Below are 20,996 nucleotides of genomic sequence, written 5' to 3'. Positions count from 1 at the left end.
GTTTCGTCACATCTATGCCTCCGGGCGGGCCGGAACAACCTATCCGTAGATGCGCAGCATTTCTTTCAGATCGTCGAGGGTGTTGGCCTCTTGCAGCGGCTTGTCCTTGCGCCAGCGCAGCATCCGCGGGAAGCGCAGGGCGACGCCGGATTTATGGCGCGGGCTGGGCTGGATGCCCTCGAAGGCGATCTCGAAGACATGGTGCGGCGTAACCTGCCGCACGGGGCCGAAGCGTTGCTGCGTGTTCTTGCGCACCCAAGCGGTGATCTGGCGGAACTCGGCGTCGGTGAGGCCGGAGTAGGCCTTGGTGAAGGGCACCAGATCGTTGCCGTTCCAGACCGCGAAGGTGAAATCGGTAAAGAGGTTCGCGCGGCGGCCCGAGCCTGATTGCGCGTAGATCATCACCGCGTCGATGGTCAGCGGGTCGAGCTTCCATTTCCACCAGTCGCCCTTCTTGCGGCCCGAAAGATAGGGGCTGTCGGCGCGTTTCAGCATCAGCCCCTCGGCCTGCGCCTCGCGCGCCGTTTCGCGCAGGGTGGCCAATTCGGCCCAATCAGTGAATTGGTGCTGGGGCGAGAGGCGGACGGGTGCGTCCTCGGGCAAATCGGCGGCGGCCTCTTCCAGCAGGGCGCGGCGCTCGGCGAAGGGGCGGTGGCGGATGTCTTCGCCCTGCCATTCCAGCAGGTCGTAGGCGTGCAGCACGACGGGGGCTTCCGTCAGCAGCTTCTTCGGTACGGTCTTGCGTCCGATGCGGGCTTGCAAAGCATTGAAGGAGGAGGGGAATTCCGCCCCCGGCTGCCAGACTAGCAATTCGCCGTCGAGCACGGTGCCCGGCGGCAGGTGATCGGCGGCACGGGCCAATTCGGGGAAACGGTCCGTCATCAACTCCTCACCGCGCGACCAGACGAAATAGTCGCCGTCGCGCAGGATGAGTTGGCCACGGATGCCGTCCCATTTCCACTCCGCCCGCCAGTCCTCAGGTTCGCCCAAGCCTTCCGGCCCGTCCTCAAGCGCATAGGCGAGGTAAAAGGGGTAGGGGCGCGAGGCGTCGGCGCTGGCGTCCTCGGCCTCGATCAGGCTGTGCCATGTGACGTCGTCGGGGTGCCAGTTGCCCATCAGGCGGTGCGCCATCTCCGCTTCGGGCCGGCCAGTGGCGCGCGAGAGGGCGCGGGTCATCAACTTCTGGCTGATGCCGATGCGAAAGCCGCCGGTGATGAGCTTGTTGAAGAGAAACCGCTCGGTGCCGCCGAGTTGCTGCCACGCCGAAAGCACGAATTCCTTGCGCGCCGCGTCGTCGACGTCTTTCAACTCGCGCAGGGCGTTGATCCAAGAGGTGAGTGTGCCGGTGTCCTCGCTCTCGACCGGGGGCAGGACCAGCGCGATGGTTTCGGCCAGATCGCCGACGATGGCGTAGCTATCCTCGAAGAGCCACAGCGGCACGCCGGAGGCCTCGGAGGCCCATTCGCGCAGTTTGGTCGTTGTGACCGCGCGTTTCGGGCGGCGGCCGGAGAAAAGCGCGACGGTCCAGAGGCGGTCATCCTCAACGGCACTGGTGAAATATTCGGCCAGCGCGGCGACCTTCACCGTGGTCTTGGTGGTCTGGTCGACGGCGTTGAAGAGGGCGGCGAAATCCTTCATTCGTTGTCGCCCCCGTCGCTGTCGAATTGTGTTGGAACAACTTCGGCGTGCCAGCCCTGATCGTTCAGGTAACGGGTGAAGATATCCGTGTAACCATGCGTGACATATATGTTTTCCGCCCCGGTCTCGCGGATTGCCCAGAGCAGCCCATGCCAATCCGCATGGTCCGAGATGACAAAGCCTCGATCCCCCGCGCGCCGCCTGCGCACCCCGCGCAGCGCCATCCAGCCCGAGGCGAAGGCGCTTTCCTGCGCGCCGAAGCGCCGCGCCCATTGGCTGCCGAGCGCGGAGGGCGGGGCCAGCACCAGCGCGCCGGGATGTTCCTTGGGGTTAAGCTCGGGCGTGACCAGCGTGGTCTCGGGCAGCGCGATGTCTTGGCCGCGCAGCACTTCGTTGGTGTTCTCCACCGTCGTATGGGTCAGGATCGGACCGATCTCGGGGTCAAGCATCGACAGAAGCCGCTGTGCTTTGCCCAGCGAATAGGCCCCGAGGAAGGCCGTCTTGCCCGCCGCCTTGCAGCCCGCCCACCAGTCGTTGATCTGCGCTGCCACCTCGGCCTGTGGGGCCCAGCGGAAGACCGGCAGGGCAAAGGTGCTCTCAGTGATGAAATGGTGGCAGCGGACGGGCTCGAAAGCCTCGGACATGCCATCGTCGATCACCTTGTAGTCGCCCGAGGCGACCCAAACCTCGCCACCGACCTCGACCCGGATTTGCGCGCTGCCCGGCACATGGCCCGCCGGGTGGAAGGAGACCGTGGCCCCGCCGATCTGGCGGCGCTCGCCATAGGCGATGCCCTCGACGGCGATCTCGCCCAGACGGTGGCGCATCACGGGCAGCGCGGCATGGGTGGCCAGATAGCTGCCCATCCCGTCGCGGGCGTGGTCGGCGTGGCCGTGGGTGATCAGCGCCCGGGCGACGGGGCGCCAGGGGTCGATGTAGAAATCACCGGCGGCGCAGTAGATGCCGTTTTCGGTGAAGCTGAGGACGGGTTCGCGTGTCATCCAAAGCAATCTAGGCGGCGCGGGCGGATTGCACAGGAAAATGACGCGGGCGCGGGGTTAAGGCGCGGGGTTAACCGGTGATATTGCCCAGATAGAGCTTTTCCAGCCCGTCGAAGATCGGCTTGCGCAACTCGGGCCTCTCCAACAGCACCTCATGCTCGCCGCCCGGTACGATCTCAAGCCGCCCGCCTTTCCACTGCGCCATGCGCTTGTGGACGCGGTCGGTGGCGACGATACGCTCGTTGCTGCCAAGGTAGGTGACGCAGGGAATGTTAGGCGCCGAGCGTCCGGCGAGGTGTTTGGTCTCGGCCAGTGCCTCGCGCAGCCAGACGAAGCTGGGGCCGCCGAGGCTCAGCTCGGGGTGGGCGGCCAGTTGATCGCGCATCATGTCGTACATCTGCGGATCGGTGGTCAGCAGGTTGTCCTCGAAAGGGGCGATGGCAGGGTAGGCTTCGATCTTGGTGCCCGGGGGCAGGCGGTGGCCCTGTCCGACGCGGGGCATGAATTGCGCCAAGGACCACGCCAGCGCGCGCAGATGCGGGACGACATAGATGCCCCACATCGGGCCGGTGAAGGCGACGGCCTGCACCGGCAGCCCTTCCATCACGGCACGCAGGCCGATGCAGCCGCCCATGGAGTGGGCCAGCAGGAAATAGGGGCGCGGCAGGTTCAGGCTGCGCGCGGCGCGCAGCATGGCGGCGACGTCTTTCTGATAGTCGCTGAAAACATCCACATGGCCGACGCGCGCATCCGGTAAAAGCCGGTCCGACAGTCCCTGACCGCGCCAGTCGATCGCCATGGTGGCAAGGCCGCGCCGCGCGAAATCGGCGGCGCAAAGCCCGTATTTTTCGATATATTCGGTCCGCCCCGGGAAGAGCAGCACCGTGCCCCGCGCGCCTGCGCAGCGCCAATGACCCAGCCTGATCCGCTTGCCATCCGATGTCTCGGCCCAATGGGCTTGGCCCCCATCGGGGCCGGGGGCGATATCGGTGTAGAGCGGGGCCGGGTCCAGCTGCATCAACCGAGAACAGCGGCGAGCTTCATCGCCATGCCCATGTCGCCGTCGATCTTAAGCTTGCCGGTCATGAATGCGGATGTGGGGTTGGTGTCGCCTTCGAGGATGGACTGGAAGGTTCCGGCATCCGCGCTCAGCGTCACGTCGGCCTCTTCGTCCGCCGCGCGGGCGCCGTTTTCGTCCATCATCACGGTGCCTTCACCTTCGATGTCGAACTTGGCCGTGCCGTCAAAATCGCTGCCGGCCAGCTTTTCGTTCAGCACCACTACCGCTTCGTTCACAATATCGCTCATCGCTCGCCCTTTTTTGGCATTTGGCCCCGCTACGTCTGGAATTGCGGCGGCAGCCTGTTACATTCAGTTTTGTTATGCGCATCATACCCGTCAACCTCAAACATACCGTTGCGGCAGTTGGTAGCTTTGTGTTGCTTGCGGGCATGGCCGTGGCCGAGAAGGCTCCGCCCGAGCTGTTGCAAAAGCTGCGCGAGGCCCCGGCGGAGGAGGCCCCCAGAATCGCCCATGAGATCGAGGCGCATTGGCAGCGCTCTGGTTCGGCTGCGATGGATTTGCTGCTGACGCGGGGACGGGAGGCGATGGCGGATGGCGATGCACGTCTGGCGATCGAGCATTTGACCGCGCTGACCGATCACGCCCCCGGTTTCGCCGAAGGGTTTCATGCCCGGGCGCAGGCCTATTACGGGGCCGATCTCTATGGCCCCGCGTTGGATGATTTGGAGCGGACGCTGGCGCTGAACCCCGACAATTACAACGCGATCTTCGGCCTTGCCGTGATGATACAGGAGTTCGGAGATCTGGGCCGCGCGGCCGCACTTTACCGCAAGACGCTCGCCCTCAACCCGCATCACGAAGACGCCCGCGTGGCCCTTGAGGGGCTGCGCCGGGACGGCATCGGGCGCGAGCTTTAATTCAAGGATAGACAGGTGGCAGGCAACAAGCGCGTCGTGGCCGTTCTCGGCCCGACAAATACCGGCAAGACGACCTATGCAATCGAACGGATGCTGGCCCATCGGACCGGGGTGATCGGCCTGCCGCTGCGGCTCTTGGCGCGTGAGGTCTATGACCGGATCGTCAAGGCGCGCGGCCCCTCGGTGGTGGCGCTGGTCACGGGCGAAGAGCGGATCGTGCCGCCGCGCACGCAGTATTGGGTGTGCACTGTTGAGGCGATGCCGCAGGAGATGGGCGCGGATTTCGTGGCCATCGACGAGATCCAGCTTTGCGCCGATCCCGAGCGCGGCCACGTCTTTACCGACCGTCTGCTGCGCGCGCGGGGCCTGCATGAGACGCTGTTCATGGGGGCCGACACCATGCGCGGCACCATCGCGGCGCTGGTTCCGGGCGTCGATTTCATGCGCCGCGACCGGATGAGCGAATTGATCTATGCAGGTCAGAAAAAGATAAGCCGGATGAAACCCCGCAGCGCAATCGTCGGCTTTTCTGTTGAGAATGTATATGCCATCGCCGAGCTGATCCGCCGCCAGAAGGGCGGTGCGGCGGTGGTGATGGGCGCACTCTCTCCGCGCACGCGCAATGCGCAGGTGGCGATGTATCAAAACGGAGAGGTCGACTATCTGGTTGCCACCGATGCCATCGGCATGGGGTTGAACCTCGATGTCGATCATGTGGCCTTCTCGGCGCTCAGTAAGTTTGACGGGCGGCGGATGCGGCCCTTGGCCCCGAATGAACTGGCACAGATCGCTGGCCGGGCAGGGCGCGGGTTCAAATCCGGCACCTTTGGCACCACCGGGGACGCGCCCGCGCTGGACGATCACGTTGCCCGCGCGATCATGGATCACAACTTTACCCCGCAGAACAAGATCAACTGGCGCAACCACGCTTTGCAATTCGGCAGCATTGACCGCCTGATCAAGACCTTGGAAATGCCTCCCGAAGATGAGCGGCTGGTCAGGGCGCGGGAATCCGACGATCTGCGCGCGCTCAAGGCGCTGGCGCAGGTGGATGAGGTTTTTGCCCGGGCCACGGATGGCGCCTCGGTGCGGCTCCTGTGGGATGTCTGCCGGATTCCCGATTTCCGCGGCATCAGCCATGCGGAACATGCCGGGTTGCTCGAGACCATTTTCAACGATCTGCACCAGCGCGGATATATCCCCGATGATTGGCTCGCACGACAAATCAAACGAATTGATCGAACCGATGGCGACATTGATGCGTTGTCCAAACGACTCGCGTTTATTCGCACATGGACCTACGTTGCGCAGCGCAAGGGCTGGACAAAGGACGAAAGCCATTGGCGCGACACGACGCGTGTCGTAGAAGACCGCTTGTCGGACGCTCTGCACGAGCGTTTGACTCAAAGATTTGTAGATCGGCGCACGAGTGTATTGCTGCGCCGGCTTGGACAGAAGGAAGCCATGGTGGCCGATGTAAACGAGACCGGTGAAGTCACCGTTGAAGGTGAATTTGTAGGCAAGCTGGACGGGTTCCGCTTTCGGGTGGACAAGGGCGCGGGTGCGGCTGAAGACAAAACGGTGAAGACCGCCGCATTGCAGGCCTTGGCTCCGCAGTTCCATCTGCGCGCCGACCGGTTCTACAACGCCCCGGACACCGAGATTGATTTTACCGAACAGGGCGGCCTCATGTGGGGCAGCGCCGCGGTGGGCAAACTGACCGCTGGCAGCGACGCGCTGAAGCCGCAGGTCGAGGTTTTCGTCGACGATATCGCCGGGCCTGAAGTGGCGGAGAAGGTAAAGCGCCGTTTGCAGCATTTCATTGACCGCAAGGTCGCTGCGCTGTTCGAGCCTCTGTTGGGGCTGAGCAAAGACGAGACGTTAACAGGTCTTGCCCGAGGCTTTGCTTTCCAACTGGTTGAGAATTTCGGCATTCTGCCCCGCGCCCAAGTGGCCGAGGATGTTAAGGCGCTGGATCAAGACGCCCGTGGTGCGCTGCGTAAACATGGCATTCGTTTTGGACAGTTCACCATCTTCATGCCGCTGATGCTCAAACCCGCGCCGACACGTCTGCGTCTGGTGCTCTGGTCGCTGGCCAAAGGGCTGAACGAATTCCCAGAATCCCCCCCGCCCGGCCTGGTGACCATCCCGGTCGAGGCCGAAGCACCCGCCGGGGCCGACACCATGTCGGGCTACCGCAACGCCGGCAAACGCGCGATCCGCATCGACATGCTGGAACGTCTCGCTGATATGCTGCGGGCCGAAGATTCGCGCGGTGGGTTCGAGGCCAAGCCTGACATGCTTTCGATCACCGGCATGACGCTTGAGCAATTCGCCGACCTGATGGAGGGCCTTGGCTATAAGGCCGAGAAGGATGAGCGGACTAAGGTGAAACCCGTTGATGTGGTGATGCCCAAAGACGGCAGCCATGACGCGATGGCCCCTTCCGCCGATACCGTAGTGCCCGAGAAACTCGACAGCGATCTTCCCGGTGACGATGCGGCGGACAAGCCGATCATGGATGTCGCTGCCGAGGAACCTGCGGGCGGTATCATCGAGACTCCTTCAGATGAGACCAACCCCGACGACCGCCCCGCAGATGTGGCGCAGATACCCGACGACGGCATCGCACCTATCGCGGACGTGGCATCGGAAGACCCCGAGGTCGACACCAACATCCCCGAAGTACCAGCGGAGGAAATCCCGCAGGGCACCGCGCCCGATGCCGATGTCGCCGGGCCGGAGATGGAGACCTATTACATCTTCACATGGGCCCGCAGCCCGCGTGGCAATGGCGGTAGCAACCGTCGCGGCGGGGACCGCAATCAAGGGCAAGGCAAGCCGCGTGGCAAGCCTGCCAAAGGCAAAGGGCGCAAGCCCGGCGGGGACAAGGGCGGCAAGTCGCAGAACTTCTCCGCCCGTCCTCCGCGCAAGGAAAAGCAGATCGACCCCGACAATCCCTTTGCCGCCGCGCTGATGGGGCTGAAGGACGACAAGTAAGTGGAGCCGGGCGCGAAACTGCGGCTGGACAAATGGCTGTGGCACGCCCGCTTTTTCAAGACCCGTTCGCTCGCTGCCGCGCAGGTGGCGGGCGGTGCGGTTCGGATCAACGGCACGCCGACGCAGAAACGCGCCAGCAACGTCGGCCCCGGCGATGTGCTGACTTTTCCGCAGGGTGACCATGTGCGGGTGATCCGCATCGAGGCGATCGGCCATCGCCGCGGCCCGGCCCCGGAAGCGCAGACGCTCTACACCGATCTGTCCCCGCCGCAGCCCAAATCAAAGGACAGACAGCCCGAAAATCCCGGTTTTGAGGGAAAGGGCCGCCCGACCAAGCGCGACCGCAGGCAGCTTGATCTTTCTAAGGCGCGCCACCTTGAATGATCCCGCGCCCCGGTTTAGCTAGTCTCTCACACATCCAGCCAGAGTTTCCGCATGACCTATATCGTGAATGACGCCTGCATCGCTTGCAAATACACCGACTGCGTCGAAGTGTGCCCGGTGGACTGCTTCTATGAAGGCGAGAACATGCTGGTGATCCACCCCGATGAATGCATCGATTGCGGCGTTTGCGAGCCCGAGTGCCCCGCCGATGCGATCCGCCCGGACACCGAGCCGGATATGGAGAAATGGGTGGAGTTCAACCGCAAGTATTCCGAACTTTGGCCCGTCATCATCACCAAGAAAGACCCGCTGCCCGATGCAGAGGAGATGGACGGCAAAGAGGGCAAGATGGAGCTCTTCTCCGAAAAACCGGGCGAGGGCGGCTAAGGCACGGCGATTCGCGCTTTGTTGCGCCTCTGTGACCTCAACTTTAAGTGTTAACCCGCTGAATTGACCGGGAAACCGCCGATGGCGGCTTGGGGGCGCTTCCGAAAGGCGTGATTCTGTGCTATAGTGTCTTCAAGCTGTAACACACGAGCCTGATAATGTTTCGACCCTGCTGCCAAGGTTGACCTCACATTTCTAACTCAAACGCACCCGAACGCAGACCACTCAGGCTGCGCTTCGCATGCGTTTTACGTGCTGTTCAGGTGTCTGAGTTAATGGCGGGGCTTCCCCCGCGCGCCAAGGAGCGATCTATATGACCAAATCGAAAAAGCTTGATTTCCGCCCTAACGAATTCGTCGTCTACCCTGCGCATGGCGTCGGGCAGATCGTCTCGATTGAGGAGCAGGAAGTTGCCGGTATCGCGCTGGAGCTCTTCGTAATTTCCTTTGAAAAAGACAAGATGACCCTGCGGGTGCCGACCCATAAGGCGACCGAAATCGGCATGCGCGCCCTGTCGACACCCGATGTGATCAACCACGCGATGAAGACGCTCAAGGGCAAGGCAAAGGTCAAGCGCGCCATGTGGTCCCGCCGCGCGCAGGAGTATGAGCAAAAGATCAACTCCGGCGATCTTATCGCCATTGCCGAGGTCGTGCGCGATCTGCACCGCACCGACGACCAGCGCGAGCAGAGCTATTCCGAGCGCCAGCTTTATGAAGCAGCGCTTGAGCGCCTGACCCGTGAAGTGGCCGCTGTTTCGGGGGGCGACGAACTCGCCGCTGCGAAACAGGTCGGCGATGTGCTGGAAAGCCGCGTCGCCGCCTAAAGGCCGCAGAATTTAAGAAAAGGCCGCGTCCCTTCCGGGGGCGTGGTTTTTTTTATGGAATGGCCTGCCAGCCATAGGCCATCATCTGACAGCCAGTTAGCAGGGCAATTTCGGTTACTTGCTGGGTGGCGCCTAAGACATCTCCGGTCTGTCCGCCGATCTTGCGCTTGGCGATTTGACGGACCACCAGCGCGGCCAGAAGCCCCAACAGCGCTAAACGCCACGCCGAATAGTCCGGTGCCATCACGATCACCCCCACGCCGATCAACACGGCAACCGCGGTTGCCAATTCGCCAGGGCGGCCTGTGCGATCCGACAGCCCATCGCGGCGGGCGGTGGGCAGGCTGTCCATCACCCAGACCATCGCCGCCCGCGACCCGCAGGAGGCGACGACCAGCGCCCAGATCAGCGCCTCATCCGTGATCAATTCGCTGATGAGATACCAACGCAGCAAAAGCGACAGCACCAGCGCCACGACGCCATAGGTGCCGATCACGCTGTCTTTCATGATTTTCAGGCGCTTTTCGCGGGTCCAGCCGCCCCAGAACCCATCGGCGCAATCGGCAAGGCCATCCTCATGCATCGCCCCGCTTAGCATCACGAGTGTCAGCAGCACGAAGGCGGCGACCAGCGGCGGCGTCGCGCCCATGCGCGTCAGCGCCATACCGACGGCCCCGGCAATCAGCGCCAGCACGATCCCGACCAATGGATAGGCCCAAGCGCTGCGGGCCGGGGGGCGGTGCGCCACCGTCGGGAAGTGGAAATGCGGCAGGGGCAGGCGGGTCAGCAGGGCAAAGGCCACGGCGATGTCGCGGGGCCGGAAGGCCTGCCTCAGGGCGGTGATGTCGGGAATGGCCATTATTTCGCCCCTTCGGCACTTTCAGCGCCGACAGGCTAAGGCTAGAAACGATTGAATATCAATCCGCAAAGGGCCGCATATGAACACGTCTTTCGCCAGTCTTACCGAATTTCGCAGCCTGCTGCGTGCGATGCCCGCCTGCGACGACGCGGCGATGGCAGAGGCGCGGGCCCATGACGCCATGCTGACCAAACCCCCCGGCGCGCTTGGCCGGTTGGAGGACCTCGCGGTCTGGTATCGGGGCTGGCGCGGCGGTGCGCGGGCCGAGATCGCCGCGCCTCAGATCATCGTGTTTGCAGGCAACCACGGGGTCGCCGCGCGGGGTGTCTCGGCGTTTCCGGCAGAGGTGACCGCGCAGATGGTGGCGAATTTTCAGCACGGCGGGGCGGCGATCAATCAGATCGCGCGGGTCAATGGCGCGAGCCTCGACGTGGTGCCGCTGTCCTTGGACAGGCCCACCGAGGATTTCACGGTCGCGCCCGCGATGGCGGAAGACGAATTCGTTGAGGCGCTGCGGGCGGGCTGGGAGGCGGTGAATCCCGAAGCCGATCTGCTTGTCGTGGGTGAGATGGGCATCGCCAACACCACCTCGGCGGCGGCACTTGTCACGGCGCTTTTGGGCGGCGGGGCGGAGTTCTGGACCGGGCGCGGCACCGGGGTGAATGACGCGGGCCTGTCACTGAAGACCGAGGTCGTGGCTGAAGGTGTCGTCCTGCATGCCGACAAGGGCGATGGGCTAGAGCAGCTGCGCCGCCTCGGAGGGCGGGAATTGGCCGCGATGGCCGGAGCTTTGGCGCGGGCGCGGGCCTTGCGCATCCCGGTGATCCTCGACGGCTTCATCTGCTGTGCCGCCGCGCTCAGCCTCGCGCGCACGGCACCCGGCGCGCTGGATCACTGCGTCGCGGGGCATCTCAGCGCGGAAAGCGGTCACCGGCGGCTCTTGGGCGCGTTGGACAAGGAGCCGCTGCTGGAGTTGAACCTGCGTCTGGGGGAGGGCTCTGGCGCGGGCTTGGCGATTGGCATCCTCAAGACCGCGCTCGCCTGTCACGCGGGCATGGCCACCTTCGCCGAAGCGGGCGTCAGCGACGCATAGGGCGGTGCTGGTGGCCCCCCGAAAGGGGCTGCCCGGTTCAGGCGCTTTCCTTGCCCTTGTCTTCGCCAAGGTTGAGAAAGGCGGTCTCCAAATCCTTTTGCAACTCCTTCGCCCGGGCCACATAGGCGGCGTTTTGCGAAGGCGGCACATCGGGCCGCCAAAGCGCCGCCAATTCGCGGACCGAGACCCGGTCATGGGCGTAGAACAGCTTTTGCGCCTCATTCGCCTCGAAATCCGAAAGTCCCATGTTTTCCAGCACATAGCGCCCGGCCCGAAGCGAGCTGTCGAACATCTCGCGCACGATGTCATTCGACCCGGCCTGATAGTGGCGGTAGACCTCCTCGCGGTCGCGCGCGCGGCTGACGATATGCAGGTTCGGGTTCTCTTTGCGCGCGTAGGAGATGAGAGAGACCGCGGATTTCGGGTCATCAAGGGCCACCACCAAGACGCTGGCGTCTTGCAGCCGCGCTTTGCGCAGGATGTCAGGCCGCGTCGGATCGCCCAGAAAGCCCTTGAAGCCAAAGCGCCGCATGACGGCGATGGTCTCGGGGTTGTGGTCCAGCACGACGGTTTGAAAACCGCTGGCTTGGACCATCCGGTTCACCATCTGGCCAAAGCGCCCGACGCCCGCGATGATCACCGGGCCGCTGCTGTCGATCTCATCGGCGATGACGGGGCCGCCGTCGTCAAGGCGTCGGCTGATCAGGTCGTGCAGGATGAAAAGCAGCGGCGTGATCAGCATGGTTAGGGCCACGACCAGCAAAAGCGTCTCGCCAATCGGGTCGGGCATGACGCCGGTGGCGAGGGAAAAGCTGACCAGCACAAAGCCAAATTCCCCGGCCTGCGCCAGCGCCAGCGTGAAAAGCCAACCGTCGCGGCCTTTGAGGCGGAAGAGGCGGCCCAGCACCATCAGGATCAGCGCTTTGACGATGATGACCAACAGCGCCATGCAGATCAGGATCAGCGGTTTTTCGAACAGCAGGGCAAAGTTGATGCCCGCCCCCACGGTGATGAAAAACAGCCCCAAGAGCAGCCCCTTAAAGGGTTCGAGGTCGGTTTCCAACTCATGGCGGAACTCGCTGCTGGCCAGCACCACGCCCGCCAGAAAGGCGCCGAGTGCGGGCGACAGGCCGACCACGGTCATCAGCGAGGAAATCCCCACCACGATCAGCAGCGCCAATGCGGTATACATCTCGCGCAGCTTGGCGAGGTGGATGTAGCGGAACACCGGACGGGTCAGGTAAATGCCCACGAGGATGATCGCGGCGACCGCGCCGATGGTGACCAGCGTAACGCCCCAGCCCGGCAGGCTTTGGACAAAGGTCTGTGCGGTATGGGCGACGTCGCCCGCGTGGCTGCCCTCGGTCCCACGATGTGCATTCTCCACCGCCTCCGGGTCGAGCGAGATTGACCCATCGGGCAAAAGCCCGCCCGGAATGCCCGTGGCCAGCAGCGGCAGGAAGGCGAGAATGGGGATCACCGCGATATCCTGCGTCAGCAGGACAGAGAAGACGGAGCGCCCGCCTTGGGTCCGCATCAGCCCCTTTTCCGAGAGGGTTTGCAACACGATGGCCGTCGAAGACAGCGCCAGCGTCAGCCCGATTGCCAGTGCCACGCGCCACGGCTGGTCGTAAGCCATGGCGATGGCCATGAGCGCCGCGGTCGACAGCAGCACTTGCAAGCCCCCCAAGCCCAGCAGACGGTGGCGCATGTCCCAGAGCGCGCGCGGCTCCAACTCCAGCCCGATCAGGAAGAGCATCATCACAACGCCGAATTCCGCGAAATGCTGCACGTCCTTCGTCTCGGACCCGACGAGGCCCAGCACCGGCCCGATCAGAATGCCCGCCGCCAGATAGCCCAGCACCGACCCCAGCCCCAATCGCGCGGCGATGGGCACGGCAATCACCGCGGCGGCCAGATAGACGGAGGCTTGGAACAGGAAACCTTCCATTGCGGTCCTCTTTCAGCGTCAGGTGGGCAGCGGCCCGTCCTGTTTCAGTTGATCCATGACAATCTGGCTATGCACCCGGCTCACGGCCTGATGGGGCAGAAGAACGTCGTGAATGAGCCTGTTCAGGCTCGGCAGATCGTCACAATAGACCCTCAGGAGGTAGTCCGCATCCCCCGTCATCGTCCAAGCGCTCACAATCTCGGGCCGGGTGGCCATGAGCCGGGCAAAGCTCGCCGAATGTTCCGGCCCGTGGGTGCCCAGATGGACCTGCACGAAGCCCTGGACGTTCAGCCCCATCCGCACCGGATCAAGCCGCGCGTGATAGCCGCGAATGTAGCCTTCGACCTCCAACCGCTGACGCCTGCGCCCGGCTTGGCTGGGGGAGAGGTTCAGTTCTTGCCCCAACTCCTGCGCCGTGAGGTGGGCGTTCTTTTGCAGCGCCGTTAGCAGCCGCCTGTCGATCTCATCGAGCATGATGCGCGATCTCCGCATGGTTTGGAGGTACTATGCGTCACTTCCGCGAAATTGACCAGTTGAATGCTGCGATACGCGCAATTCGCGCGGCGGTTGCGGCGTAGACTGGGGCAAATCCCAAAGCAGAGGAGACTGACATGGGCCCTTTCCCGCATGACGCCCCGAAATCGCAGATCACGGCAGAGAACCCCGCCGGCACCGATGGTTTCGAGTTTGTCGAATTTGCCAGCCCCGACCCACAGGCACTGCGCGATGTCTTCACCAAAATGGGCTATGTCCATGTGGCCAATCACAAGACCAAGAAGATCGAGCTTTGGCAGCAGGGTGACATCACCTATGTCCTGAACCATGACCCCGAGAGCTTTGCCGCACGCTTCGTCGAAGAGCACGGCCCCTGCGCCCCCTCGATGGGCTGGCGCGTCGTGGATGCGCAAAAGGCGCTGCAACACGCGGTGGCCAATGGGGCCGAGGAATATAAGGGCGATGGCAAGGTGCTCGACGTGCCCGCGATCATGGGCATCGGTGGCTCGCTGATCTATTTCGTCGACCAGTATTACGACACCTCGCCCTACAATTGGGAATACGACTGGATCGCCACATCCAAGCCCGAGGGCGTGGGGTTCTACTACCTAGATCACCTGACGCACAACGTTCACAAGGGCAATATGGACGTCTGGTTCAAGTTTTACGGCGACCTGTTCAACTTCCGCGAAATCCGGTTTTTTGACATTGAGGGCAAATATACGGGGCTTACCAGCCGCGCGCTGACCTCGCCCTGCGGGCGCATTCGCATCCCGATCAACGAAGACCGGGGCGAGACCGGGCAGATCGTGGCCTATCTCAAGAAGTACAACGGCGAGGGCATCCAGCATATCGCCGTCGGCGCGCGCAACATCTATGACGCCACCGATGCGATTGCCGACAATGGGCTGAAGTTCATGCCCGGGCCGCCCGAGACCTATTACAAGATGTCGAAAGAGCGGGTGACCGGCCACGAAGAGCCGCTGGACCGCATGCAGAAACACGGCATCCTGATCGACGGCGAAGGCGTGGTCGACGGGGGCGAGACGCGCATCCTATTGCAGATTTTCTCGAAAACCGTGATCGGGCCGATCTTCTTTGAGTTCATCGAACGCAAGGGCGACGATGGTTTCGGTGAGGGCAACTTCAAGGCGCTCTTTGAATCGATCGAGCAAGAGCAGATCGACAATGGTGAGCTTGAGGCCACCTAGTCAGAAGTACATCCGGGGGAGGGAAAAAGGGGCGCTGCGGCGTCCCTTTTTGTGGTGAGACCTAGTTCGGCATCTTCAGCACGACATTCCGACCCCGGCGCACATAGCGCAACTCGCTATCGCCAATGGCCGAGACGCGGCCGCCGTCGATCCGGTCGCCGACCTCAACCTTTTGATAGCGCCCGTTGCTGAGCCGAACCAGAGCGCGGCGGTTCGAGGGCTTGCCATAGACGCCGATCAGATTGACGTCGCGCAGGTTGATCGCATTCTTCACCGTGGCCTGTTTCGCCACGGAGGTTTTCGATGGAAAGCGGGGCTGCACGGCCTTGGGTGCCACGCTCGCGACCTGCGCAGGCGCAGCCCGGCGGGCGGCGCGTTTCACGATCCGGTCGAAATTGCGGGGCCGGGTATCGGGGCGGCGCGACTGGGTTGTGGCCTGTTTCGTCGCGTTTTGGATTGCCGGCGGCGTGGCGAGGGCGGCGGCAACCGCGCCGCTGGTGTCGATGGGGGCAACCTCGGGCTCAGGCGTGGCAGCGGCGAGCGCTTCCTGAGCGATTTCTTGAACGGATTTGGGCCGCAGTTGCGGGCGCAGATCGGCCAATTCGGAACGTGTCAGCCCGCCAAGCTGGGCGCGTTCGGTCGTCTCTGCCAAATCGTCGGGGCGCGGACGGGGCCGGGCCTCGGCCAAGGCGCTGTCGACCTCGGGCTCAGCCGGTTCGGCGTCTGGCCGGGTCAGAGTGGCGGGGGGCTGCACGGCGGGGCGTCCGAGGTAGACCAGATGGCCATCGGGGCTGAGCGCCCCCTGCGTCGTGGGTTTGACCAAGCCGCGCGCGTCCAGCGCAAAGCGTGTGCCCGCCGCCGCCGGAGAGCTGACCGTGCCGGGGGCCATGTCGGTGCCGAACCCATCGGCGGGCGGCAGGGCCACGGCGTCTGTCGTGCTGCTGATCGGGTCGATGCTGGTGAGGTAGAGATCGTCGATATCAATCGCCGCCGCCGGGGCCGGGGGCACGTCCGGGGCGCGGGCCCAGATGCCGGTGGTGGCATATTTGGCGTCGATCTCGGCCTCGGTCATCTCTGACAGGGGGCGCGGCTCGGGGTCGCGCAGCGCGTCGAGCACGGCACCGTCTTCGTCGGTCAGACCGGCGTCCAAGGCGGCGGTTTCGATGGCGTCAGGCGCTGCCGGTTCGGGGGGCAGCACGGCGATGTCATTCTCGATTTCAGGAGTTTCCGCAGGGGCCAAGGCTTCGGCTGTGCTGCGCGGGCTGCGGTCGCCAAAGAGCCGCGAAAGCGCGCTGCCCTCGTCGAGGAAGATCGAGGCCCAAGCCGCGACACCGGCCAAGAAGACCAAAAGCGCCGCCGTCAGGATCAGGCCAAGGAAACGCGGCTTGCCGCCGACTTCGTTCCGGCGGCGCGCGCCAAAGACGGTCATCCGCTCGGCCTCTGATGCCGGGGTGGCCGCGGCGGGGCTGGCAGGGGCCGTCCGGCGGTCTTTCGACGCTTTCGGTTTGCGGCGGCTGAGGAAGGTGCCGGTGGAGGTGGTCGCCTCGGGCGTCAGCGAGCTGCTGTCGGGCTGGGGGGCTGCGGCCTCCGTCGCGGCGGCGGCGGTGGCCGGTTCGACGGGCATCTGCGGCGCAAGCGGGGCCGCGGCGGGCGAAGGCGCGCCGACGGGCAGGGAGGCTGTGCTGGGGGCGGGCGCGGGCGTCGGTTCCGTTTTGGCGGCAGGCGGGGGCGGGGGTGTTTCCCGGCTCGCGCCGCCAAGGCTGGGCGCGTTGTCTGACCCGCCACGGCGGCTTGCAAAACCGGCGGCAGGGGCGCTGCGCGAGGGCGGTGCCGAGAAATCAACCTTGCGCGAAGGCTCGGGCTGCGGCGCGGTCTGCGTGCTGGCCGCCGCCGCGAGGGGGGCTGCGGATGCCGCAACGCTGCCCGTGGGGGCGGGCGGCGCGTCCGCCTCCGTCTCTTCCGGTTCCTCGCTTGGCGCGTGGGTCTCCAACGCGGGCAGGTCTTCTGCCAACGGCGGTGGGGTTTCCTCTGGAGTGGGGGCCAGTTCGGCCTCTGCCGGGTCTTCCGTCGCCTCCGTTTCCGCCGCAGCGTCCAAGGCGGGCAGGTCTTCGTCCAAGGGCGGTGGCGTGTCTTTGGGGGTCGGCTCCAACGTGGGGGAGGCTTCCGAAGCGCCTTCGGTCGACCCCAAATCCGGCAGGTCTTCCTCTACCGGCGGCGGGGTCTCCTCCGGCGTCGGGGCAAGCTCAGGCTCGGCGACGGGGGTCGTCTCATCCGTGTCCACGACCGGCCCTTCGGGCGCGTTCATCACGCCGGAAATTACGATGGGGGCCGTCTCAGGCTCCACGGTTTCGCCGGGTTCCAGCAGGTCCGACGCGGCTTTCGTCATGCCGAAATGCGGCGCGCCGCGATGGAAACTCTCATTGGCCGGGGCGGCGGCGAAGCTGACCGGGTGGAAACGGTGCTCCACCGCGAAGGCCTCGGCTTCGTCTAAAGTCTCGCGGGCCACGGCGGCCACATGGCTCTGCCCGCCATCGGCATGCACATCGAACACCAGATCGGAAACCGGATAGGGCGTGGCCCCCTCCAGCGCCTCTGCCGCTGCGGCACGGCGGGCGGCGGGGTCCATATCCGGCGTGTCGAGGGTGAGGTATTTGATCTGCGCGTCGGGGATCAACAGCAGGCTGCGCAGCCCGCCGGGCTCCAACGCCGTGGCGGTTTTGCGCAAGACCGCCAGTTCCGCCGCCAGATCGGCACTGTCGAGCGCCACTTCACCAACAAGCTGCCAACCGCCCGATGTGCGGTGGAGCAAACGAATGCCGTCGAACGACAGGGAGAGGGTAAAATTCGGCTTCATCGCGGTCGACTTTAGCATGGGGTCGGGCGCACTTACAGACGCGCCGCAGTCATCGCGAAGGATAGAGCAGGAGTTCGCCCAAGGGAAGGGTGCGCACCGCGCAGGTGCTTGTCAGAACCGGCCCGCGATGGGCAAATGGCGGCGCATTGATGCACGGAAAGGAACGAACATGCGACTGATGAATTGGGTGGCGCTGGCGTGGATGGCGGGGGCCGGATTGGTCTCGGCCCAGCAGGGACCGGAAGAGGGGATTATCGTCACCGGCCAAGGCAGCATCGCCGCCGCGCCCGACATGGCAACGATCACTCTGGGCGTGACCGAAGAGGCCGAAACCGCCAAGGCCGCGATGGACGGGGTGAATGCCGCCGTAAGCGCGATCCTCACCCAGCTCGACGCGCAGGGCGTCGCGGCGAAGGACCGTCAGACCAGCCGTTTCTACCTGCGCCCGGTGCATGACCGCCGCGGGAATGAAAACGGCCAGCCGCCGCGCATCACTGGCTATCAGGCGGGCAACTCCGTGACGGTCAAGGTGCGCGATCTGGACCGTTTGGGCGCGATGATGGATGCGGTGATCGATGAGGGTGCGAATGATTTCAACGGGTTGGACTTCGGACTTCAAGACCCGAAAGATGCGCTGGCCGAGGCACGCAAGGCCGCCGTTGCGGATGCCACCGAACGCGCGCGGCAGTTGGCCGAGGCGGCTGGGGTGAAGCTTGGCACGCTGATCCGCATGACCGAAAACTCCCACGCGCAACCCAAGATGTTCGAATCCGCCCGTATGGGGATGGCGATGGACAGCGCCGTGGCCGAAGGCGAGGTTGAGGTGCGGGCGCAGGTGTCGATGACCTTTGCGATTGCGCCGGGGCAGTAAGGTGCCGCAGATGGAAAACCCCCGCCGAGGTGATCGGCGGGGGAAGGTGGTTTAGCTGGTCGCCTTGGCCAGTGCCTGATCGAGATCGGCGATCAGATCGTCGGCGTCCTCGGTCCCGATGGAGATGCGCACGACGCCCGGACCGGCCCCTGCCGCTTCTTGCTGCTCTGCCGTCAGCTGTCGGTGCGTTGTGGAGGCCGAGTGAATGATCAGCGAGCGCGTATCGCCCAAGTTCGCCACATGGCTAAAGATCTCAAGGCTGTTGACCAGTTTCACACAGGCGTCATAGCCGCCCTTGACTGCAAAGGTGAAAAGCCCGCCCGCGCCCTTGGGGCAGACCTTTTGCATCCGCTCGTGATAGGGCGAGGATTTCAGCCCGGCATAGGTGACATAGTCAACCCGGTCGTCCTGTTCGAGCCATTCGGCCACCTTCACCGCGTTTTGCACATGCCGCTCCATGCGCAGCGACAGGGTCTCGATCCCCATGAGCGTGTAATGCGCCGCCTGCGGGTTCATCGTCATCCCCAAGTCGCGCAGCCCGATGGCGATGCCGTGGAAGGTAAAGGCCATGGGGCCGAAGGTCTCATGGAACTTCATGCCGTGATAGGCTTCCTCAGGCTGGCTGAGAGAGGGGAATTTGTCATTGGCAGACCAGTCGAACTTGCCCGAATCCACCACGCAGCCGCCCATAACGGTGCCATTGCCGGTGAGGTATTTGGTGGTGGAATGCACCACCAGCGTCGCGCCATGCTCAATCGGGCGGCAGAGGTAGGGGGTGGCGCTTGTGTTGTCGATGATCAACGGAATGCCCGCCGCATCGGCTACATCCGCGATGGCGCGCACATCCATGATATAGCCGCCGGGGTTTGCGATGGCCTCACCAAAGACCGCGCGGGTGTCGTCGTCGATCGCATCGGCCACGGCCTGCGGATCGTCGAAGTCGACGAATTTGCAGGACCAGCCGAACCGCTTGATCGTATGGCTGAACTGGGTGACCGTGCCGCCGTAGAGACGGGTGGAGGCGACGATATTCTTGCCCGGTCCCATCAGCGGGAAAAGCGCCATGATCTGCGCCGCGTGACCCGAGGAGCAGCAGACCGCGCCCACACCGCCTTCGAGCGTGGCGATACGCTCTTGCAGGACCGCGTTGGTCGGGTTGGTCAGGCGCGAATAGATATAGCCGACTTCCTCAAGGTTGAACAAAGCCGCCGCGTGATCGGCATCGCGAAAGACATAGGCTGTGGTCTGATAGATCGGCGTCTGCCGCGCGCCGGTGGCCGGGTCGGGGTTGGCGCCTGCGTGGATTTGCAGCGTGTCGAAATGTGGGGTGGGGCTATCGGCCATTGGTCTGTCCTCTCAGAAAATGGTTCTCGCGCAGCCTAGGCGCAAAGACCCGTCCAGACAACGGGGCAGGCGGGGCTCAGCGCATCCAGAAACCGTTTGATTTGATCCGGTTGCGGATGGCCTGTTCCCGGCGGGGCAGGTTGTCTTGATCGAAAAGCGCGCGCACCTTGGCCCCGCGGCCCTGATAGACCATCCGCTTGATCGCATCGCGCTGCTTGAGCAGCTTTTTCATTCGGTTGGGGGCGGTGATGGCCTCTAGCACCTCGATCGCATGATCGCTCTCTCGCGCGTAGAGCAGGGGCAGAAAGCGATAGTGGCAGGAGACCGTACCATCCAACAGACCAGCGGGCAGGGTGTCCCGCCCGCCGCCAAGGGCGTGGATCACCAGCGGCAGCACGATTTGGTCGAGCCAAGGATCAAAGCTCTGCGCGCAAAGCTCGACCGGAGGGTCGTCGCGTACCGCCAGGGCGTAGCGCAGAAAGAGATCGCCGAATTCCTTCGGGCAGCGGTAGTAAAAGAACCCGGCGTTAAAATACAGATAACGCCGCCAATGTTCATCCGGTTGGCTTAGGTCGAGGCTGCTGGCGAAGTCGAGGCCGAACTTGTCGTAAAGCGACTTCCACAATGCGCTATAGCCCGGCCCGTATAGCTGCGGCCTGGGCCATGTGCCCTCGCGTTTGAGAGAGGCTGAGGGGCGGTCAAAATCAAACGGCACCGCCGACAGATCGCCGGTGATCAGCGTATCGGTGTCAAAGAAAACAAAGGGTTCGCCCGCGGGCAGGGCGCTGAGCATCTCGATCTTATTGCCATTGGGGTAGGCGCTGCCGAAATGCTGATTGTCAAAGGGGACGAACTCCGCCCCAAGCTCGCTCAGCGCCTCGCGCAGCGCGCTGTCGGTGATGCGCGGATCACGATCCCAAAGCGGGCCGGGCTGCGGCTCGGCGATCAGCAGGCGGCCTTGGAACTCCGGGCAGGAATGGCGCAGGGAGGCGGCGAAGAGCAGCGCCTCATAGGCCAGCCGCCCCTCTTGGCCCACGATGACGACGTTGAAAATTTGCGGGATACGCGAATTGCGTGTCATACTTAACTGCGGCCTTTGGTTTTCGGCCAGTATAGGGGTAGGGCTCTGTCGGCAAAAGCCA

18 protein-coding genes are annotated in these 20,996 nt (G+C 64.1%); 8 read left to right on the top strand and 10 right to left on the bottom strand.

Going from position 1 to position 20,996, the window contains the following annotated elements; translation table 11 throughout:
- Positions 1-39: 39 nt before the first annotated feature.
- The 4 genes from HKX24_RS08070 to HKX24_RS08055 all read right to left on the bottom strand — a co-directional run bounded on the left by HKX24_RS08070 (position 40) and on the right by HKX24_RS08055 (position 3,947).
- Positions 40-1,638, bottom strand: coding sequence for an ATP-dependent DNA ligase (locus tag HKX24_RS08070; protein ID WP_271691720.1), 1,599 nt, complete (start codon positions 1,636-1,638; stop codon positions 40-42).
- The gene (locus HKX24_RS08065) at positions 1,635-2,639 is read right to left on the bottom strand and encodes a ligase-associated DNA damage response exonuclease (RefSeq protein WP_271691719.1); all 1,005 of its coding nucleotides are present in this window, start codon (positions 2,637-2,639) and stop codon (positions 1,635-1,637) included. Before HKX24_RS08065 ends, HKX24_RS08070 begins: the two co-directional genes overlap by 4 nt.
- A gap of 70 nt (positions 2,640-2,709) precedes the next feature.
- Positions 2,710-3,657, bottom strand: coding sequence for an alpha/beta hydrolase (locus tag HKX24_RS08060; RefSeq protein ID WP_271691718.1), 948 nt, complete (start codon positions 3,655-3,657; stop codon positions 2,710-2,712).
- A complete protein-coding gene (locus HKX24_RS08055) occupies positions 3,657-3,947 on the bottom strand; it encodes an SCP2 sterol-binding domain-containing protein (RefSeq protein WP_271691717.1) in 291 nt (96 codons plus the stop codon). The genes HKX24_RS08060 and HKX24_RS08055 overlap by 1 nt, the downstream gene beginning before the upstream one ends.
- A 74-nt stretch (positions 3,948-4,021) precedes the next feature.
- Between HKX24_RS08055 and HKX24_RS08050 the strand changes: the two genes are divergently transcribed.
- The 5 genes from HKX24_RS08050 to HKX24_RS08030 all read left to right on the top strand — a co-directional run bounded on the left by HKX24_RS08050 (position 4,022) and on the right by HKX24_RS08030 (position 9,176).
- Positions 4,022-4,579, top strand: coding sequence for a hypothetical protein (locus HKX24_RS08050; RefSeq protein ID WP_271691716.1), 558 nt, complete (start codon positions 4,022-4,024; stop codon positions 4,577-4,579).
- 15 nt (positions 4,580-4,594) lie between these two features.
- On the top strand, positions 4,595-7,579 hold the full coding sequence (locus tag HKX24_RS08045; protein WP_271691714.1) for a helicase-related protein: 2,985 nt from the start codon (positions 4,595-4,597) through the stop codon (positions 7,577-7,579).
- Positions 7,580-7,963, top strand: coding sequence for an RNA-binding S4 domain-containing protein (locus tag HKX24_RS08040; protein WP_271691713.1), 384 nt, complete (start codon positions 7,580-7,582; stop codon positions 7,961-7,963). It abuts the gene before it with no gap.
- Positions 7,964-8,014: 51 nt separating this feature from the next.
- On the top strand, positions 8,015-8,350 hold the full coding sequence (gene fdxA / locus HKX24_RS08035; protein ID WP_271691712.1) for a ferredoxin FdxA: 336 nt from the start codon (positions 8,015-8,017) through the stop codon (positions 8,348-8,350).
- Positions 8,351-8,663: 313 nt separating this feature from the next.
- Positions 8,664-9,176, top strand: a complete 513-nt coding sequence (locus HKX24_RS08030) for a CarD family transcriptional regulator (protein WP_007120274.1) — start codon at positions 8,664-8,666, stop codon at positions 9,174-9,176.
- A gap of 52 nt (positions 9,177-9,228) precedes the next feature.
- On the opposite strand, the gene cobS is transcribed toward HKX24_RS08030, so the two are convergent.
- Positions 9,229-10,035, bottom strand: coding sequence for an adenosylcobinamide-GDP ribazoletransferase (cobS, locus tag HKX24_RS08025; protein ID WP_271691711.1), 807 nt, complete (start codon positions 10,033-10,035; stop codon positions 9,229-9,231).
- Positions 10,036-10,114: 79 nt separating this feature from the next.
- Here cobS and cobT point away from each other — a divergent pair, with 79 nt between their 5' ends.
- Positions 10,115-11,128 (top strand): nicotinate-nucleotide--dimethylbenzimidazole phosphoribosyltransferase, encoded by a 1,014-nt coding sequence (cobT, locus tag HKX24_RS08020; RefSeq protein WP_271691710.1) that lies wholly within the window; start codon positions 10,115-10,117, stop codon positions 11,126-11,128.
- Between the two features lie 37 nt (positions 11,129-11,165).
- Here the strand turns inward: cobT and HKX24_RS08015 are convergent, their stop codons facing one another.
- Both HKX24_RS08015 and HKX24_RS08010 read right to left on the bottom strand, forming a co-directional pair.
- The gene (locus tag HKX24_RS08015; protein WP_271691709.1) at positions 11,166-13,079 is read right to left on the bottom strand and encodes a monovalent cation:proton antiporter-2 (CPA2) family protein; all 1,914 of its coding nucleotides are present in this window, start codon (positions 13,077-13,079) and stop codon (positions 11,166-11,168) included.
- Between the two features lie 18 nt (positions 13,080-13,097).
- Positions 13,098-13,553, bottom strand: coding sequence for an Lrp/AsnC family transcriptional regulator (locus tag HKX24_RS08010; RefSeq protein WP_067262495.1), 456 nt, complete (start codon positions 13,551-13,553; stop codon positions 13,098-13,100).
- A 137-nt stretch (positions 13,554-13,690) separates the two neighbouring features.
- Between HKX24_RS08010 and hppD the strand changes: the two genes are divergently transcribed.
- On the top strand, positions 13,691-14,785 hold the full coding sequence (hppD, locus tag HKX24_RS08005; protein ID WP_271691708.1) for a 4-hydroxyphenylpyruvate dioxygenase: 1,095 nt from the start codon (positions 13,691-13,693) through the stop codon (positions 14,783-14,785).
- Between the two features lie 61 nt (positions 14,786-14,846).
- Here the strand turns inward: hppD and HKX24_RS08000 are convergent, their stop codons facing one another.
- Positions 14,847-17,657, bottom strand: coding sequence for a hypothetical protein (locus tag HKX24_RS08000; RefSeq protein WP_271691707.1), 2,811 nt, complete (start codon positions 17,655-17,657; stop codon positions 14,847-14,849).
- A 151-nt stretch (positions 17,658-17,808) separates the two neighbouring features.
- Here HKX24_RS08000 and HKX24_RS07995 point away from each other — a divergent pair, with 151 nt between their 5' ends.
- Positions 17,809-18,510 carry an SIMPL domain-containing protein gene (locus tag HKX24_RS07995; protein ID WP_271691706.1) on the top strand — a complete coding sequence of 234 codons (702 nt, stop codon included), beginning with the start codon at positions 17,809-17,811 and terminating at the stop codon, positions 18,508-18,510.
- 51 nt (positions 18,511-18,561) lie between these two features.
- Here the strand turns inward: HKX24_RS07995 and HKX24_RS07990 are convergent, their stop codons facing one another.
- On the bottom strand, positions 18,562-19,854 hold the full coding sequence (locus tag HKX24_RS07990) for an O-acetylhomoserine aminocarboxypropyltransferase/cysteine synthase family protein (protein WP_271691705.1): 1,293 nt from the start codon (positions 19,852-19,854) through the stop codon (positions 18,562-18,564).
- Positions 19,855-19,930: 76 nt separating this feature from the next.
- Positions 19,931-20,935 carry a hypothetical protein gene (locus HKX24_RS07985; protein WP_271691703.1) on the bottom strand — a complete coding sequence of 335 codons (1,005 nt, stop codon included), beginning with the start codon at positions 20,933-20,935 and terminating at the stop codon, positions 19,931-19,933.
- Positions 20,936-20,996 lie beyond the last annotated feature (61 nt).

The sequence above is a fragment of the Sulfitobacter sp. M85 genome, from assembly GCF_029285915.1.
GTDB lineage: Bacteria > Pseudomonadota > Alphaproteobacteria > Rhodobacterales > Rhodobacteraceae > Sulfitobacter > Sulfitobacter faviae.
Note: the sequence above shows the minus strand (reverse complement) of the source record. Positions and strands in the feature narration are given on the sequence as shown.

Bases quoted from the DNA above. Each gene is read 5' to 3' on its own strand.
- HKX24_RS08070 (WP_271691720.1), bottom strand. From the start codon at position 1,638: ATGAAGGATTTCGCCGCCCTCTTCAACGCCGTCGACCAGACCACCAAG.
- HKX24_RS08065 (WP_271691719.1), bottom strand. From the start codon at position 2,639: ATGACACGCGAACCCGTCCTCAGCTTCACCGAAAACGGCATCTACTGC.
- HKX24_RS08060 (WP_271691718.1), bottom strand. From the start codon at position 3,657: ATGCAGCTGGACCCGGCCCCGCTCTACACCGATATCGCCCCCGGCCCC.
- HKX24_RS08055 (WP_271691717.1), bottom strand. From the start codon at position 3,947: ATGAGCGATATTGTGAACGAAGCGGTAGTGGTGCTGAACGAAAAGCTG.
- HKX24_RS08050 (WP_271691716.1), top strand. From the start codon at position 4,022: ATGCGCATCATACCCGTCAACCTCAAACATACCGTTGCGGCAGTTGGT.
- fdxA (WP_271691712.1), top strand. From the start codon at position 8,015: ATGACCTATATCGTGAATGACGCCTGCATCGCTTGCAAATACACCGAC.
- HKX24_RS08030 (WP_007120274.1), top strand. From the start codon at position 8,664: ATGACCAAATCGAAAAAGCTTGATTTCCGCCCTAACGAATTCGTCGTC.
- cobS (WP_271691711.1), bottom strand. From the start codon at position 10,035: ATGGCCATTCCCGACATCACCGCCCTGAGGCAGGCCTTCCGGCCCCGC.
- cobT (WP_271691710.1), top strand. From the start codon at position 10,115: ATGAACACGTCTTTCGCCAGTCTTACCGAATTTCGCAGCCTGCTGCGT.
- HKX24_RS08015 (WP_271691709.1), bottom strand. From the start codon at position 13,079: ATGGAAGGTTTCCTGTTCCAAGCCTCCGTCTATCTGGCCGCCGCGGTG.
- HKX24_RS08010 (WP_067262495.1), bottom strand. From the start codon at position 13,553: ATGCTCGATGAGATCGACAGGCGGCTGCTAACGGCGCTGCAAAAGAAC.
- hppD (WP_271691708.1), top strand. From the start codon at position 13,691: ATGGGCCCTTTCCCGCATGACGCCCCGAAATCGCAGATCACGGCAGAG.
- HKX24_RS08000 (WP_271691707.1), bottom strand. From the start codon at position 17,657: ATGCTAAAGTCGACCGCGATGAAGCCGAATTTTACCCTCTCCCTGTCG.
- HKX24_RS07995 (WP_271691706.1), top strand. From the start codon at position 17,809: ATGCGACTGATGAATTGGGTGGCGCTGGCGTGGATGGCGGGGGCCGGA.
- HKX24_RS07990 (WP_271691705.1), bottom strand. From the start codon at position 19,854: ATGGCCGATAGCCCCACCCCACATTTCGACACGCTGCAAATCCACGCA.
- HKX24_RS07985 (WP_271691703.1), bottom strand. From the start codon at position 20,935: ATGACACGCAATTCGCGTATCCCGCAAATTTTCAACGTCGTCATCGTG.